A 17434-nucleotide genomic window follows, 5' to 3' on the forward strand; every position below is an offset into this window, starting at 1 on the left:
TCTGCTAGTTCACCTTTATTTATTCCACAATCAGCTTCACTGACTGACTTGCTTTTCCATCTGAAAGGCTTAGTATATAAACCCCTGCAGATAAATCGGATCCTACATTAACTTCAACTCTTGGTGCATTGTCGATCTTTTGATCCAGGACCAATCGACCTTGAAGGTCAAACAGTTTTAAACTTACCTCATTTCCATTGAAGGCTTGCTGGTGAGAAATACTGAAACTTTCCCCTCTTACAGGGTTTGGGTATACCGCTATAGAAGAATTCAATTCAAAATCATCATCGCTTAGCGATACCTCTTCAAATTTGATCACAAATCTATCAGTAGCCCTGGAAGCAGGGATAGACTTGTCTAGCTCAAATGAAACCGATGTCGTCACATCTGAAGACAACTCTGTTGAAGTTTCCAAATACCTGTCATATAAATACGCTTTAGTTCCAGTAAAGTTTTCTGGTTTTATTTCTAAACGGTAATTGCTACGCGTTGAATTTCCAAAGTAAAGTGGTACATTATCCTCAGCTTTAGGCATATCTCTCGTCTCTATAGACATATAGTTTGGATGTCTATTAATAGCAAAAGATTCTTCGTAATTCCAAATCTTGGTTGCATCTAAAGTATCTTTAGCATTGTTACCCCCTTCTCTAAATTTGACCTTTACAGCGTCTACTGATTTTGTTTCTAATTCGTCGTAATATAGATTGATATTAAGATTGGTTAATTCTCCAGAAGTTCTAAAGGTTGCATTATTGGCAACATCTGTCGATTTATAACTTTCTCTAAAAAATACTATAGGTGTAGAAGTGGCTGAAACTGTTTCAACGAAAAAGGCTTGGTTGGGATCCAAAAACTGATTGGCATCTGAACCTACAGGCGTGGCAGACCCATCACCTAAGTCTACTGTCGCATACCCTCCTACCGAACCTAACGTGGGATCATAGATATAAACATACTGAGAGCTAAGCCCAGCAGAATTACCACTTGTAAGCAGAGTTCCCATATCAACTTTTGCTTGATAGGGATTCCCTATAAGTGAGAACTCACCAACAGTTGATGAGAGATTTGGAGCACTTCTTGATCCCACAGCCAATCTACCCGTAGTTCGTAAGGTAGTTGATGGTCCTACTGCTGTATTGGAATTAAGCGTTGTTTCTCTACTACCACGAATTAAAATAGCATAAGCTTCACCAACATTGAAGCCTTTTAAATCTGTATTAGGTATAGAATTCCATTGTTGGTTACTTGCGTTCCATTCAAACATAGAAGGATTGCCAGTAAGAGTTGCATCAAACCCATTTTCTCCAGTTGTTGAGCCCGTAATATGAGTTCCGAAACCGTTTAGTGTATTGCTATTATTACCATCACCAGTTTGTGTATTATTTTGTCCTTCTTGCCAGTTAGCATTGATAGTAGCTTTTGGAGATAAAGAAGTAGTTACAGAAGGCGCTAAATATCTATAGGCTCTATTGTTTTTAGGAATATAACGTTCAATTTCAAAGTTATTTCCTACGAGTTTTCTGTTATTACCGTCAAAAGGGCCTAGTGCTGCTGTTTCTTTTACAGTACTTCTAAAAATCACTTTACCAAAATTAGCAAAATCACCATTTAAGGTTATAGCTTTATTAAGGATTAATGTACCACCTGCTCTAACCACCACATCTGAAATCAGATTGTCATCCGTTAAAGTAACAGTACCATTCTCTACAAAAATACTTTTGTCATCGTTGAGTCCACCACTAGACCCTTCAGGGGACTCTCCTATTCCAACTGGAATCCATCCATCTGTATCATTGCTGTAAACAAAATCATTATCCCCCACACCGGGAGTTGCATCTGCAGTTGCAATTACTTGTTCTTTTATCCATTCTCCTGCTTCATCATAAACCGGATTAGAATTTCTCACATTTGGTATATTTCTATAAAAACGTCCGGCTGTGTACTCCCAAAGTGGCTTCCCCCCAGACTCATCTGGAACTCCATGAACATCGACTAAAGAAGCTCTTGAATTTTGAATAGATAGATAATAAGAATCTATCCCATTCGATGAGACTACTTCTGTACTTACTAGATCTGTTGTCACTCCGTATAAATCTTCGAAAGCCGTTGCATCTGCAAAGCTGATGATATAATAGGATTTTGGAGCTAAAGTCCCAGTTAGTTCCACACTAAACCCTGAAGTTGCATTATGCAAAAAGTAAGATTTTTCGTTGAAGTTGATCGGCTCAACGCTCATATTGAATAGCTCGACAAACCTACTATTATCTCTTATAACCTGAGTATTTCCATCTGTTGCTGCTATCTCAGAAATTAAAAGATTGCTTTCATAAGTTATATCAAACTCATCACTTGTGATGCCTGTAAATCCATTAGCACTTGCAGTTAAGGTTAAATCAAAGCCTAAAGCTGTGTGTACAAGTGGATTAAAATTCGCGTAACCCTCTGCAGTTATAGTTTTAGTAATTGGATCACCAGTTAACGTTCCTGAAGAGGCAACTTCAACACCCACTCCAACACTAGCTAAGTCAAGATTACCGTTAGCATCTGTATTTGCAACCCTAACTATAGGGAACATATTTTCATTGATCAAGGTATTGGTAGGCTGAACAATGAATTCCAATCCGTTACCAACGACATCTATCAAAAATTCATTGCCTTCAAAACCTGTTATATTGTTAGAAAAAATAGAGCCATCATTGGAGGCCAACTGATTTTCATTGCCAGATGCAATAGCAAATTGAATGACCTTTTGATCTATTATGTCTGTTTGATTTAAAAACAAGCTTAAGGTATATGCTTGAGAATTGGCATCGCCAACAACAAACACATCGTCTGGATCTGAAGTGATGTCAACTATAATTTCAGTTGGTGTAATTGTTAAGTTAGCATCAGTCTTTACTAAATCCAAACTATTCACGCTACCATCAGAAATCGAAATTCCTTCAATTACCTCTGCCCAGTTAGCTGTATTATTCGTGCCAGGTACAAATCTTAATCTTGTGATATTCGTTGGAAGATTATCAAAATTTCCAGAATCTACTACTTCAAAACTAAACACCTCAACTGCCTCAGCTAACTCATCATTTACATCTGCGACAAGAGTTCCCGCAGGAACCTGACCTGCTACTACAGGCTCAATAATATCAGTATCCCTGGCATTGGAGTTACCTGTAAGTTTTACATTGTCTAAACCAGAATAACCTTCAGCTCCATCGTTTTTAATATAGTAGCGAAATGATACTTCAGATACTGTATTTGGAATTTCAATCAATTCATTTCCAGATCCGTCTGAAGTTAGTTCACTTCCAGTGAAGAGATCGACACGTGGTTGTAATATTCCATCATGAAAAACTTGATATTCTATTTCATCTTCACTGACATTGTAACCTACGACTTCCCAATCAAAGCTAAGCTCTACGTCTGTAAAACCGGAAACATCAACGGTAACAAAATTCAAAGATGCAAAGCCTGAAGTACCATTTGAAGAATTTAAGTCATTTTCGCCAAAAATATTATTTATAAAACTTCCACTAGACAATGGAAGAGCATCATCACTATTAATCACTCCAAAATAGTCCGTACCCCATCCATCATCAAAAGCAGGTATGCTGGTTGTATAAAGCCATTCTGGTTGGTTGTTATCAAAATCCTGAATGGCAATCACAGGACGACCTACATCAAAAGGAACGCTTGTAATTGAGTTTGGGCTGATTAAAGTTTGAGCCGTTTCTGCCGTTAAAGTTAGACCTGTAGCCTCTGCAGAATAACCTATATTTGGAAAGGTCACCACACCCTCCACTGCAGGAAAAGATCCAAGTGGGTTAACCAAGTTTCCTCCAGATGAAGTTAAAGTTATATCTGTTGTAATAGATGTATCTACATTTCCATTTTCATCGACATAACCTACTCTTACCGCTGGCGCGATAAATGCATTGACCTCTACATCTGTAGGCTGTTGTAAAAAGGCGAGCTGTGAAGCTATTACGTCTATAGTAATTTCATTTCCTTCAACGTCTCCATCAGAAAATAAAGAACTAAACAATGAACCTGAAAAATCTGCTGTAAAACCAGAATCTGTTCCATCCACCTGAAGCTGAATGACACTTTGATCGATAATTCCAGTCTCGTTTAAAACAATGTCAACTGAAAAATTTGAAGTTGAATTATCAGCAACAACTACAGGTGAAGCTGGTGTAAAAATAATCTCGGTGTCAGAAATAGAGTAACTTCCTTGTATTCGCTGACCTGAATTATCATTTACAATGACTTCTTGAAGTGTAGTTGACCAATTTGCAGTATTGCCTGTTCCCGGAACAAATCGCATTTGATTCACTATTGTTGACAAACCATCTCCACTTCCAGAGTCTGAAATATCAAAACTGAAGACTGGCTCACCAGCACCTAATGTCGTGGAATTATTAGCAGTAATGGTCGTCGATGGAACTTCATTTATTGGATCGGTTGCAACCACTTCTGAGGTTTGATCGTTGGCAATAACATCAAAGAATACACTTAAAGCTGAATAAGGATCTGCAGTAGTAGCAGTTAATGCTAGATTAGTTCCTGCAGTAGAATGTACCAAATTTGAAAATGTCGCCACTCCATCATTAGCAGTTACAGAAACAGGATCTCCATCTAAATCTCCAGAGGAAGAAATTGAAACAGCATCTATAATATCAAGGTCTCTATTGCCATTTACGTCGACAAATTCGACTTGTACATCGGGCTGCATGATTGCAAAAAGATTGACGTCTGTAGGTTCTTGTAAGAAAGCAATATCAGAAGCTACAACGTCGATTGTCATTAAATTACCAATGACATCAACAAAAGAAGAACCAAAAGCCGATCCCGAAGGCAGAGCAGTGAATCCAGAATTATCACCTTCTACTTGAAATTGGATATTGCTTTGATCAATAATTCCAGTCGTTTCTAAGACAATATCAGCCGAAAAATCCAGAATCGCACCATCTGTAACTTTTACAGCAGTGGCTGGGGTGAATATTACCTCAGTATCTGAAATTGTAGAAGTGCCTGAAATTTCAACTCCTCCGGCATCTTTTATAATTACATCTTTAAGCGTTGTAGACCAGCTTGCCGTATTGTTCGGGCCAGGAACAAATCTCATTTGACTCACATCTGTATCTAGATTATCATTGGTTCCAGGATCTTGAATTTTGAATTTGAATATTTCTTCAGACTGAGTCGGATCTGTCACATCAGCAGCTGTTATGGTTTTTGATGGCGATTGAGTACCCGGCTCAAGGACAACAGAATCATCATCATAAAGAAAGTCACCTTCAAGCTTGACGTTATCAATTCTGTTGTTTCCAGTCGCTGAGCCAATATTGCCGTCTGTATATCCAAAAGTTATCCTAATCACCAATTGAGATTCGTCATTAACATCTGTAGAGATAGTAGACAAGTCATAAGAGAATAATTGTCCACTTGTTGAATTTGGAGGACTATAACTATCTACAGTTGTAAAGTTTGTACCATCAACTGAATATTGAATTTGATTATTATCAAAGCCATTAAGAGTTCTTCTAGACCAAAAAGAAAAAGTCAAATTTTCATATCCTTCCGAAGAAAATTTAAAATCAACAGTTTTGCCTGTATTTCCATCTGTACCTAAAGTACTTCTTTGAACTGAAAAAGCATCACCTGGAGCACTACCTGAACAGGCATTAGTTAGAGAACCAATAAACTTTGAAGTAGTATTAAGAATATGAGATATAGTCCCATTTCCAGAGACTCTGTTAGCTGTATTTATTTCTGAAGGATATTGATCACTTACTACACCAGTAGGAGTATTAAAATCCCAACAGTGGATCACGTCTTGAGCATAATTGGATTGGGTAGCAAATAGGAAGATGAGTAAAAGTCCTAAGAGCCTAGGATGTAATAGTGTTTTCATAAAGGATGTATTTGGTCCAAATATATAAAAAATAGAGTTGAGAATATGGAACAGTCTTCAAATTAAGCTCTTATCTATTTCAAAATCAGATTAATGAAGCAATAAAATGAAAATTAAGCAATTTTCAATAAACTGTAGCGCAATTTACCTTAGATTTTTAAGGTATATGCTAATCATGACCGATGCCTCCCTGAGCACTTCTACAGCGCTTTGGCTAGACCAAAGTCGGGAGGCAATGTAAATTTTCCTGGCTGATAAAAAGTCTTAATTCCTCTCTAACCGACCTAATTATTGCGTTGACATCACTAGCGTTTATAATATTGCTTATTCATCAGGATTCCAACCACTTAATTCAGTTTAAAACTGATCTTTTGCTGTTCCAGTTCTGATATCAATTCGTTACAAATATTCACCTTCTTAGACTTACTTGGCATGTGGATTTTGATTTTGTTCTTCATTTCATACACGACAAAATTCAGAATATGATCTCCAGTATAGTTTGATAATAAATCCTGCATGGCCAGGACCTGTGATTCAGTTAAGTCTGCAACATCCATTTGAATGGTCAGCTTTTTGGCGTTTTCTTTTAGCACATCCTGGAGTTGTTTGAATCCTAAAAAGCCTATTCTCGTTCGTCCGGGCTCACCCGTTTCTCTATTCATGAATTGTGTGGCTTTCAGCTTCACGTGCACAAAATTATCCTGAATCAAAAAGTGCCTGTACTTCAAATATTCCTCTCCAAAAATCCAGAATTCGTGGCTTTCGTTATAATCTTCGAGCACAAAAGTCGCAAAGCCTTTACCAGTTTTACTGACTCTGTGATTCACATCGGTCACCACACCAGCCAAGCTGATTTCTTTATTTAAATTATCTTCGATATGAGCCATATCTCTAAGATTTGAATTGCAAAATGACTTGATTTCCAATTTAAAATCATCCAGGGGATGACCCGATAAAAATAAACCGACCACTTCTTTTTCAGCCTTTAGCGTTCGCATAGTGTGCCAGGGCTCGCAAGGCGGGACTTCAGGTTCCGGGATTTGTACATCACTGGATTCACCAAATAAACTCACCTGCGCAGAATTTTTATTTTCCTGATACCTTGCTGCGTATTTTATCACCTTTTCCAAAAACGTCAATTCCCCTTCGGTGACTTGAAAATACTGAGCGCGATGCACTTCTCCAAGACTATCAAACGCTCCTGCATAAGCCAGACTTTCAAATGCTTTTTTATTGGCTGCTCGCAAATCAATGCGTTTAGCTAAGTCAAAAATCGATAAGTAATGACCTTCTTTTTTTCTAATCTCCACAATAGTGTTTACAGCTCCACCGCCAACACCTTTGATAGCTCCCATTCCGAAACGTACGGCATTGTCTTTGTTCACTGAAAATTTATAGTAAGATTCATTCACGTCCGGCCCCAAAACGGGTAAATCCATACGCTTGCATTCTTCCATAAAGAAGGTGACTTTTTTGATGTCACTCATGTTATTGGAAAGTACTGCTGCCATATATTCCGCTGGGTAATGGGCTTTGAGATAAGCGGTTTGGTAAGCGATAAACGCATAACAAGTCGAGTGGGATTTGTTGAAAGCATAACTCGCAAAGGCTTCCCAGTCTTTCCATATTTTCTCTAACTTCTCTTCGTCGTGACCATTGTCTTTCGCCTGATTGATGAATTTGGGTTTGAGTTTGGCCAGCACGTCCTTCAGCTTTTTACCCATGGCTTTACGAAGGATATCCGCCTCACCTTTGGTAAAACTGGCCAACTTCTGCGACAGCAGCATCACCTGCTCCTGATACACCGTGATCCCGTAAGTTTCTTCCAGGTATTCTTTCATTTCAGGTAAATCGTAAGAAATCTCCTCTTCACCATGTTTACGTTTAATGAAACTCGGAATATATTCCATCGGCCCAGGTCTGTAAAGCGCATTCATCGCAATCAAATCCTCAAAAACCGTTGGTTTCAAATCCTTCATATGCTTCTGCATCCCAGGCGACTCATACTGAAAGATCCCAACAGTTTCTCCACGCTGGAAGAGCTCGTAGGTCTTTTCATCATCAAGAGGAAAAGCTTCAGGATCCAAGTCTAGATCATGACGTGCTTTTACAATTTCGACGGTATCTTTAATCAGAGTTAGTGTCTTTAAGCCCAAAAAGTCCATTTTCAGCAGACCTGCATCTTCTACCACCGAGTTGTCAAACTGAGTGACGTACAAATTGGAATCTTTGGCTACAGAAACCGGGACAAATTTGGTGATATCATCGGGCGTAATAATCACTCCACAGGCATGAATCCCTGTATTTCTTACTGAGCCTTCCAAAATTCTGGCCTGGTTGACCGTCTCCGCCTCAGGAGAATCCTGTTCTGAAAGACTTACCAGTTCTAAAACTTTATCTACTTCTTCTGCCCTGAATTTCTTCCGAATTTCTTTCTCATTCATGCCGAAGATCTTGCCCAACTTGGACATGTCTGGGATCAATTTCGCTATCCGATCGGCTTCGTAAAGCGGCAAATCTAAAACTCTTGCGGTGTCTCGTATCGCTGACTTGGCCGCCATCGTTCCGTAGGTGATAATCTGAGCCACCTGATTTTCTCCGTATTTATCAATCACATAATCCATGACCTTGCTTCGTCCTTCATCATCAAAATCAATATCAATATCGGGCATGCTCACACGTTCAGGATTCAAAAACCGCTCAAAAAGCAAGTCGTATTTGACGGGGTCGATGTTGGTAATCTTTAAACAGTAAGCTACGGCACTACCCGCCGCCGATCCTCGGCCAGGACCGACAGAAACGCCCATTTTTCGAGCTTCCCGAATGAAGTCTTCCACAATCAGGAAATACCCGGGATAACCTGTATTGGCAATTACCGACAATTCAAATTCCAATCGCTCTTTAATTTCGTCACTGAAATCCCCGTATCGCTCTTTAGCCCCTTCAAACGTAAGATGTTTTAAATAGGCATTTTCACCACGCTTGCCTCCATCTTCATTGTCTTTATCATCGAGAAATTGTTCCGGGATTTCAAAAGCTGGCAGCAAGACTTCCCTGGCCAACTCATAAGCTTCTATCTTTTCTGAAATTTTTTCAGTATTGGAAATGGCTTCAGGTAAATCTTTAAACAAAGATTTCATCTCCTCCGCCGACTTGAAATAATATTGATCGTTTGGCAAACCATAGCGATAACCTCGACCTCGCCCTATTGGCGTTGCCTGTTTTTCACCGTCCTTTACACACAACAAAATATCGTGAGCATTGGCATCTTTTTGGTCGGCGTAATACGTATTGTTGGTCGCCACCAGATTGACCTCATGCTTCTGAGCCAGACGAGTCAAGGCTTCATTGGCACGCTCTTCATCTTCCTGTTGGTGACGCATGATTTCCAAATAAAAATCATCCCCAAAAGTTTCTTTCCACCATAGCAGAGCTTCTTCCGCCTGATTTTCTCCAAGATTCAAAATTTTACTGGCGATTTCACCATACAAACTTCCCGATAATACGATCAAATCCTCTTTGTAAGTTTCAATGACTTTTTTATCGATTCGTGGCAAATAGTAAAAGCCTTTGGTAAATCCAATTGATGACATTTTTGCCAGGTTGTGATAGCCATTTTTATTTTTAGCCAAAATCACCATTTGGTATCCATTGTCTTTATGAGACTTATCCAAATGATCTTCACACACAAAAAATTCACATCCAATAATCGGTTTAATAGGCTGAGAGGAACTTTCCCCTTCTTCAGAAGCCACCGACGCATTGTGTTTTTTGACGGCATTCACAAAGTGAAACGCCCCCATCATGTTAGCGTGATCTGTAATCGCCACCGCCGGCATATTATGTTTTGCTGCTGCAGCAACAAGATCCGGGACTGAAGTTGTCGATTGTAATACCGAAAACTGCGTATGGTTATGCAGATGTACAAAACTCGACTCCTGGAGCTGTTCCAGATTTTCATCAAGCTCAGCTTTGGAGGGTTTTTGGTCATCTGATTTTGCCTCTTGTTTCTGTTTAAGCTTAGCAGAGGCTTTTTTTAGATTGATGTGGTTCAACCCAACCTTATCAATAGGTTGTGGATGTTTAGCTTTAAAATCCCGTAAGTAGCCAGGTTGCGCCTGAAGTTCTTTTTCAGTGTAGTTTCCGATGCGTATTAGTTCCAGAAAACAACGCGTCGTCGCTTCCACATCGGCAGTAGCATTGTGCGCTTCACTAAAAGGCTCACCAAACAAATGTTCGTGTAATTCTGTAAGCGTCGGCAGTTTAAATTTCCCCCCACGACCTCCGGGTATTTTACACAGTGTCGCTGTTTTTTCGGTACAGGTATCCAAAACAGGCATGGCAGTCATTGGGGTCTCGAACTGAGCTCTATGAAACTCAGCGCCCATCACATTCACATCAAAACCAACATTCTGCCCGACAACAAATTTGGATTTCAAAAGGGCTTCATTGAACTCTCCTAAAACAAACTCCAGCGACTCTCCCTTTTCCTGAGCCAAAGCCGTGGAAATCCCATGAATCCGCTCGGCATCATACGGAATATCAAAACCATCCGGACGCACCAGATAATCCTTAGCCTCCACCAAATTCCCCCACTCATCGTGGACTTGCCAGGCGATCTGTATCGCTCTTGGCCAGTTATCAGTGTCAGTCATAGGAGCATTCCAGCGCTTAGGTAAGCCAGTGGTTTCAGTATCAAAAATGATGTACATGGGGCAAAATTTTGGATTATAAAATTAGCAAAAAACAAAAGTTAAATGAGGATTTCTTCGGAATTTGTCTCAGCAAAATTAGATGTTTTTAGAGAGTAAGCTTTCAGCCTCAGGTTCACTTGAATTTAAGATCAGGGTTTCCAGAAAAAAATTGAATGTATTCGACATCCTGATCAATTTGCAAAGCCTGAAACCTCCAAAATAAAAGAATATGTCAGGGCGCTGCCCCTTTTGAAAATATCCTAAAAACACGAATCACATTCAAATCTAAGAAGGTGACAGGGCTAACGCCCCTATATTAAACATGAATTTTTTCAATCACAAATCTACGAAGATGGAAGGGCTCTGCCCCCCTTTCTCTAAATTCCAATTTTTTTATGAAAAATGAGGGGCAAAGCCCTGAAATCATCGTAAAAAAACTATACACCAAAACATTTAGGGGCAGAGCCCCGATATCTTAATTAGGGGCGTAGCCCTGACATAAAACCTTAATTAATCATAAAACTCAAACACATATCTGGTATCATAATCCACATCAAACTTTTCTAAAAGCAACAGGTACTCATCTTTAAAAGATTGCTTTTTATGGTGTTGTGGCTGATTCAAAACATATTTTACTACTCTATCGATATGTGATTTGGAATAGGTAAATGCGCCAAAACCTTTCTGCCAGTTGAATTGACCTGCTACAAACCTCTTTTCATTCACCCATTTTGAAGAACCAGATTTTACCTGCTCCATTAATTTAGATGGAGAAATATCTGGATGCATTCCTATGAAAATATGCGTATGGTCTGGGTTACAGTAAATCGCATAGGTCTTACACATGTGGTTGCTCACAATTCCACACATTACCTTTTCCAATTCTTCACCAAATGCTTCATTAACGAGGTTATACCGTCCTTTTACAGAAAATACAAATTGAATATATAATTGTGTGTAGGTATTGGCCATCGTGTAATGATTACATTCAAATTTATTAAATAATTAAATATCAACACAATATTAAAGGTGTCAGGGCTAACGCCCCTTTGTCTGTATCACGCCAATCAAATATAATCCAAAAATCTACGAAGATGACGGGGCTAACGCCCCTCCACTCGGATTTACATTCCATTTATTGCTACGAAGATGGCAGGGAAAAGCCCATTTTCTAAATTCAACTTTTACATGAAAATTAAGGGGCAGCGCCCCGTTATCTTCGTAAAAAAATGTAAATCAAAACATTGAGGGGCGTTAGCCCTGACATCTTAACGACAAAGCATATACTTAATTATTACTCGCTTATAATCTTATGCTGATGACTGATAGATTCTTCGTGAATGGCTTTTAAAATTTTAGTAATGAATTCTTCACTCAAATTATGCTCAGATCCAGCGGCAATCATCGTATCTAAAATGAAATTCCAGCGTTTGGCCTGTAAAATAGCCACATTGTTTTTCTTCTTTAATCTACCAATATCATCTGCGATTTTCATTCGCTTGCCCAAAAGATCAATGAGTTGATGATCCACCACATCAATTTGAGTTCTCAAGGTTTGAAGTTTATTTTGAAAAGCAGTGGCTTCAGTAAACTCCTTTCTCATTTTTAAGTCGATCGTCATTTGATCTAAAGCCTTAGGGGTGATTTGCTGCTTGGCATCGCTCCAAGCATTGTCTGGATCAAAATGCGTTTCGACCATAATCCCATCAAAATTGAGATCCAGTCCTGTCTGGCAGATATCAAATATGATGTCTCGACGACCTGCAATATGTGAAGGGTCTAAAATGATTGGTAAATCTGGGAATTCAGTTTGCAAATCGATTGCGATTTGCCATTCTGGGTTGTTTCGGTATTTCGTTTTTTCATAAGTCGAAAATCCTCTGTGAATCACCCCTAAGTTTTTGATATCGGCATCATACAATCGTTCCACGGCTCCCAGCCAAAGCGCTAAATCTGGGTTCACCGGATTTTTAACCAATACAATTTTATCTGTTCCCTTTAAGGCATCTGCAATTTCTTGCACTATAAAAGGACTTACTGTACTTCTCGCTCCTATCCAAAGGATATCAATATCTGCTTTAAGAGCCATTCCCACATGAGTTTTATTAGCAACTTCGGTCGCTAATTTCATTCCTGTTTCAGCTCTTGCAGTTTTTAACCAGTCCAGACCGATGGCACCGACCCCTTCAAAATTTCCAGGTCGTGTTCTTGGCTTCCAAATGCCAGCACGCATCACACTTGTATCGGTGTCTTTCAGTTGATGAGCGATTTTCACAACCTGTTCTTCAGTTTCTGCGCTGCATGGGCCGGCAATGACAAGAGGGTGATCGAGATTGAAGGCGTCCAGCCATTGTCTTTGAGACTTGTTAATTTCCATGGTTTTCTTTTTTTAAAATTCCGTTTAAAATAGGCTTGAGTTCATTGGCATTTACCAATTGCTGATGTATTTCTGTATAATTCTGAGTTTCTAATTCTGCTTTAAATGTTTTTAAGTTTTGAATATATTCGTCTAAAGCCTGAACAACTTCACCCTTATTTTCTTTAAAAATAGCTGTCCAAGTGACAGGGTTAGATTTAGCCAATCTTACAGTTGAAGCAAACCCACTGCCAGCCAAATCGAAAATAGTTTTATCGTTTTGCTCCACCTGAAGCACCGTTTTACCAAGCATAAACGAGCTGATATGTGACAAGTGTGAGACATAAGCCAAATGCTTATCATGGTCTTTAGCTCCCATGTATTTAATGGTCATTTCCATTGGTGCCACTAGTGATAAGGCTATATCTACAAGCTCTGGCTGGGTAGCTTCAACATCGCAAAAAATCATCGTTTTCTTATCAAAAAGCAAACTAAAAGCGGCTTCCGGACCAGAAAACTCGGTTCCAGCTATGGGATGCGCTGCTAGAAACTGACTTCGCTTAGGATGTGCAGCAATTGCTGCACAAAGCGCTCCCTTCGTCGAACCCATGTCCATAACCAAAGCTTTGGGATGTACTTTATCTAATATATCTTGAACAACAGCACTTGCTTTATCCACCGGTATACTGACGATCACCACATCCATTTTGAATAGATTTTCATCGTGTAGAGCTTCATCAATAATATTCAACTCCAGTGCTTTTTGAAGATGTTCGGGATTGTTGTCCATTCCAAAGCGCTTGATTTCAGGAAAATATTTTTTGAGGGATAAGGCGAAAGAACCACCGATTAGACCTAAGCCTATACTTGCTATATTCATACGGATTTAGGTTTTAAGATGCGTTCTCGGCACAGTTTCAAGTCTTCTACTGAAACGCAAAGTGAAAACCGAACATAATTTGCTCCGTTAGATCCAAAAATAGTACCCGGAGTCACAAAAATATCACGCTCATAAAGCAATTCATCTGCAAGTGCTTCGGCAGAAAGAGAAGAATTGATTTTAGCCCACACGAATAATCCCACTGCATTTGTATTGACAGATAGGTCCAAAGATTCGCAAATGTCCCAAACAATAGCTCGGCGTTGTTTGTAAATTTCATTTTGCTGTTCAAACCAGGCCAAATCTAAGTTTAAAGCTTTGGTGGCTGCTTTCTGAATGGGAAAAAACATACCACTATCCATATTGCTTTTTACTTTGAGTACCGCTGAAATAAATTCAGGGTTGCCCACCAGAAAACCAACACGGAAGCCAGCCAGATTGAAGGATTTACTCAACGAATTCAACTCCAGGCACACGTCGCTAGCCCCTTCCAATTGAAAAATAGAGAATTTTTCATCGGTTAAGACCATGCTATAAGGATTGTCGTTGACCAGGAGAATGTCATTCGCTTTAGCAAACCGGATAAGCTCCTGGAGTTTTTGCTTATTGACGGGTTCGCCGGTGGGCATGTTGGGGTAATTGATCCACATCAGTTTTACCTTGGATAAGTCTAACTTTTTAAGCGCTTCCACATCGGGATGCCAGGAGTGATCTTCGGTTAAATTATAAGAAATGAGCCTGGCATTAAGCAATTTGGTCGCCGCCTGGTAAGTAGGATAACCAGGATTGGGCACCAAAACTGCGTCGCCTTCATTCAGAAACGCCATCGAAATTAAAGCAATCCCTTCTTTAGACCCCATCAACGGTAAGACTTCCTGGTCCTGATCAACATTCACTTTGTAATGGGTTTTATAAAAGTCGCACATCGCTTCACGAAGTTCATCAAGCCCTTTGTAAGCCTGATACTGATAGGCCCCTGGTGCCTGAGTCGCCTTCATCAACTCTTCCACCACACCCTTTGGCGGAGCCAGGTCCGGGCTGCCGATTCCCAAATTGATGATAGGTTTGCCTTGTTTTTTGAGCTGAGCGACTTCCCTCAACTTTTTGCTGAAGTAGTATTCTTTGGTTTCCTGAAGTCGGTTAGATACTGAAATCATGACTTTCCACTTTTATATTGACCTACACAGGTCGGATTGATACTGATTTTTGAAATTTCTGAAAATGCCTTCTGGAAGTGAACTGGGTTAGAAAAACTCACATCCACTATAAACGCATATCTCCAAATGTCATTAGGAATTGGAATACTTTGAATTTTAGATAAATTCAATTCATGCTCTGCCATTTTATTCAGCACTTTTGCAAGACTTCCAGATTCGTGGGCAATTTCAAACTGAATGGTCGTTTTGTCAACATCTGGGTTGGTATTTGCCTGCTTTTCAATGACTACAAATCGAGTTTCATTTAAACTGTTGTTCTGAACATCTTCAGCAATCACCTTCAGATTGAAAAGTTCTGCCGTGCCTTTTGGCACCAAAGCACCTACTCCAAAGATTTGTTGCTGCGCAATGATCTGAGCAGGGAGTGCTGTATCTACATCTTCTATCAAATTGATATGAAGCTGATTGCTGAAAAAATCACTACACTGATGCAGAGCCATCTGATGAGATTTCACCTCAACCAAATCTTCTAAATCCTGACCTGGCAAGGCCACCAGATTATGGCTGATATTCAAGTAGTATTCCGCAGTGATTTGGAGTTGGTGATCCAAAATGAGACGGTAGTTGGGCAAAATACTCCCCGCAATAGAATTTTCTATGGCCATCACTGCTTTTTCAGATTCTCCTGTAACTACAGCACTGATGAGCCTCTGGAATGTGGTGCATTCTAAAGCGTCTACTCCCTTTTCATTAAAAAGCTCGGTAAGTGCTTTGTAATGATTGGATCCTTTGATTCCCTGTAAAGCTATTTTTGTTTTCATAAACTAAAAAAGCCCCGTATAAAACGAGGCTTTGAATTTTTTGATACTGAATTTATTTCATATCAACCTCGTTTCGCTAGATCAGCAAAATAAAAGTTGAAATAAAAATAAAAACGAGATGTCATTTGTAAATAATTTCAAGTCTAAATTAAAATTTATTTTGAATAAACAACTCAAAACAATGATTAAATTCAAAAAATTAATTTTTTAAATAAGATTTCTGTCTTGGGATAGTTAAAAATTCTTTCTGCCTTCCGTTAAGATAAATGACATCTTCACCGTTGAAATAGGCACCTTCTTCCAGCATCACTCTTAAGGGCTTTTGCCATTCTTCCAGATAAACTTCAGCATTCAATTCAATAGCATAAACAGTATGTGGATACAACTGATAATCTCCAGCTCCTGGGGTATCGCCTTGATTGTCCCACATGCCGATGGTAGGTCCGGCAGCATGTCCGTGATATCCCATGGGATGGGTGTAAATGGTGCCCTTAATGTCCTCTGATTTCATTTGTGTTCTGGCAGCTCTTAAGATTTCATTTCCTGTGCGTCCTGTTTTAAAATTTGTTATTAGGATATCCTGTAAACGGTTACCAACCGCCAGAGCATCTACTAAATATTGTGGAACTTCCTTTTCGTCAGCTTTTAAAACGTAGGCCAATTCCTGTGTATCGGTATTTAACCTTAAATAAGTAATTCCAAAATCCATATGCAACACATCACCAGGCCTAATGATTTCAGAATCTGGACTGTTATCAAAAGTCCTTAAGTGTTCTTTACTTTCATTACTCGCTCTCTGAATATCCACTGTGGGATGAAACCAGGCTTCCAGACCTAGTTCCTTTATCCTGTCTCTGTACCACCATACCACTTCTGCTGTACTCGTCACTCCGGGAGTAATCACTTTCTCGGACAAGCCTTCTTGAATTAAATCATGAGCAATGGTTTGGATATGCTTATAAGTAGCCATTTCTGAAGCGGTTCGTGTTTCCAGCCAGCCTACTGCCAGGTCTTCTGCAGAAGTCAGTTTCTTCTGAAAGGACTTTGGTAAATGCTTTAAAAGCAGCTTATATTCTGTGTGATTAAGACCATCCGCATGTCCAAAATCTTCCGAGGTATTGATTCCGATTGATTTTGGGTTTCGTTCTTTGATCAGTTCTACCAAACGTTTCCATTGGTCGGGTTGTGTTTCTGGGTCCCAGGCTTTTTTGAAGTGCTCTCCCACATTATACCTAGCCACAGCCAGCTTTTCTACTTCTTTGCCAGAGTCTGGTTTGTACATTAATAGAATCGTTCTACGTCTTGCAGCAAGCCAGGCACTTGGGAGAAGAGTTTTAATAATTGGATCTTCATTGTATTCTCTGGAAATGACCAGCCACATATCAATATCTGCCCGATCCATCATTTTTGGTAGAACTGTTTCTAAACGTTCACCAAGCCATTTATCGATGACTTCAGATTGTTTTTTCTGAGATAGGACAGCAAGATCTTGGGCAAATGCTGAAAACGATAAGAGTATTAAAATAAATTGGCAAAAATATTTCATGGAATCAATCTTTAAGTTTGACTTTAAAAATAAACATTAAAGCATAAAAAAACCTCATCAATACAA

At 39.4% G+C, this 17434-nt stretch carries 8 protein-coding genes; all 8 read right to left on the minus strand.

Features of this window, described 5'->3' with window-relative positions; all coding sequences use genetic code 11:
- Nucleotides 1-19 precede the first annotated feature (19 nt).
- The 8 genes from ACFQ0R_RS03270 to ACFQ0R_RS03305 all read right to left on the minus strand — a co-directional run bounded on the left by ACFQ0R_RS03270 (nucleotide 20) and on the right by ACFQ0R_RS03305 (nucleotide 17368).
- Nucleotides 20-5914, minus strand: coding sequence for a beta strand repeat-containing protein (locus ACFQ0R_RS03270; RefSeq protein ID WP_379656944.1), 5895 nt, complete (start codon nucleotides 5912-5914; stop codon nucleotides 20-22).
- A gap of 347 nt (nucleotides 5915-6261) precedes the next feature.
- Nucleotides 6262-10626, minus strand: a complete 4365-nt coding sequence (gene dnaE / locus ACFQ0R_RS03275) for a DNA polymerase III subunit alpha (protein ID WP_379656945.1) — start codon at nucleotides 10624-10626, stop codon at nucleotides 6262-6264.
- Between the two features lie 492 nt (nucleotides 10627-11118).
- Nucleotides 11119-11580, minus strand: coding sequence for an IS200/IS605 family transposase (gene tnpA, locus ACFQ0R_RS03280; protein WP_379656946.1), 462 nt, complete (start codon nucleotides 11578-11580; stop codon nucleotides 11119-11121).
- 322 nt (nucleotides 11581-11902) lie between these two features.
- On the minus strand, nucleotides 11903-12985 hold the full coding sequence (locus tag ACFQ0R_RS03285; RefSeq protein ID WP_379656947.1) for a chorismate mutase: 1083 nt from the start codon (nucleotides 12983-12985) through the stop codon (nucleotides 11903-11905).
- Nucleotides 12975-13844 (minus strand): prephenate dehydrogenase, encoded by an 870-nt coding sequence (locus tag ACFQ0R_RS03290; RefSeq protein ID WP_379656948.1) that lies wholly within the window; start codon nucleotides 13842-13844, stop codon nucleotides 12975-12977. Before ACFQ0R_RS03290 ends, ACFQ0R_RS03285 begins: the two co-directional genes overlap by 11 nt.
- The gene (locus ACFQ0R_RS03295; RefSeq protein ID WP_379656949.1) at nucleotides 13841-15001 is read right to left on the minus strand and encodes a pyridoxal phosphate-dependent aminotransferase; all 1161 of its coding nucleotides are present in this window, start codon (nucleotides 14999-15001) and stop codon (nucleotides 13841-13843) included. The genes ACFQ0R_RS03290 and ACFQ0R_RS03295 overlap by 4 nt, the downstream gene beginning before the upstream one ends.
- Entirely contained in the window at nucleotides 14998-15822 is an 825-nt protein-coding gene (locus ACFQ0R_RS03300; protein WP_379656950.1) for a prephenate dehydratase, read from the minus strand. The genes ACFQ0R_RS03295 and ACFQ0R_RS03300 overlap by 4 nt, the downstream gene beginning before the upstream one ends.
- A 199-nt stretch (nucleotides 15823-16021) precedes the next feature.
- On the minus strand, nucleotides 16022-17368 hold the full coding sequence (locus ACFQ0R_RS03305; protein ID WP_379656951.1) for a M24 family metallopeptidase: 1347 nt from the start codon (nucleotides 17366-17368) through the stop codon (nucleotides 16022-16024).
- Nucleotides 17369-17434: the final 66 nt, after the last annotated feature.

This window comes from Psychroflexus salinarum (assembly GCF_042677225.1).
Classification (GTDB): domain Bacteria; phylum Bacteroidota; class Bacteroidia; order Flavobacteriales; family Flavobacteriaceae; genus Psychroflexus; species Psychroflexus salinarum.

Coding starts and splice junctions, on each gene's coding strand:
- ACFQ0R_RS03270 (WP_379656944.1), bottom strand. CDS start 5,914: ATGAAAACACTATTACATCCTAGGCTCTTAGGACTTTTACTCATCTTC.
- dnaE (WP_379656945.1), bottom strand. CDS start 10,626: ATGTACATCATTTTTGATACTGAAACCACTGGCTTACCTAAGCGCTGG.
- tnpA (WP_379656946.1), bottom strand. CDS start 11,580: ATGGCCAATACCTACACACAATTATATATTCAATTTGTATTTTCTGTA.
- ACFQ0R_RS03285 (WP_379656947.1), bottom strand. CDS start 12,985: ATGGAAATTAACAAGTCTCAAAGACAATGGCTGGACGCCTTCAATCTC.
- ACFQ0R_RS03290 (WP_379656948.1), bottom strand. CDS start 13,844: ATGAATATAGCAAGTATAGGCTTAGGTCTAATCGGTGGTTCTTTCGCC.
- ACFQ0R_RS03295 (WP_379656949.1), bottom strand. CDS start 15,001: ATGATTTCAGTATCTAACCGACTTCAGGAAACCAAAGAATACTACTTC.
- ACFQ0R_RS03300 (WP_379656950.1), bottom strand. CDS start 15,822: ATGAAAACAAAAATAGCTTTACAGGGAATCAAAGGATCCAATCATTAC.
- ACFQ0R_RS03305 (WP_379656951.1), bottom strand. CDS start 17,368: ATGAAATATTTTTGCCAATTTATTTTAATACTCTTATCGTTTTCAGCA.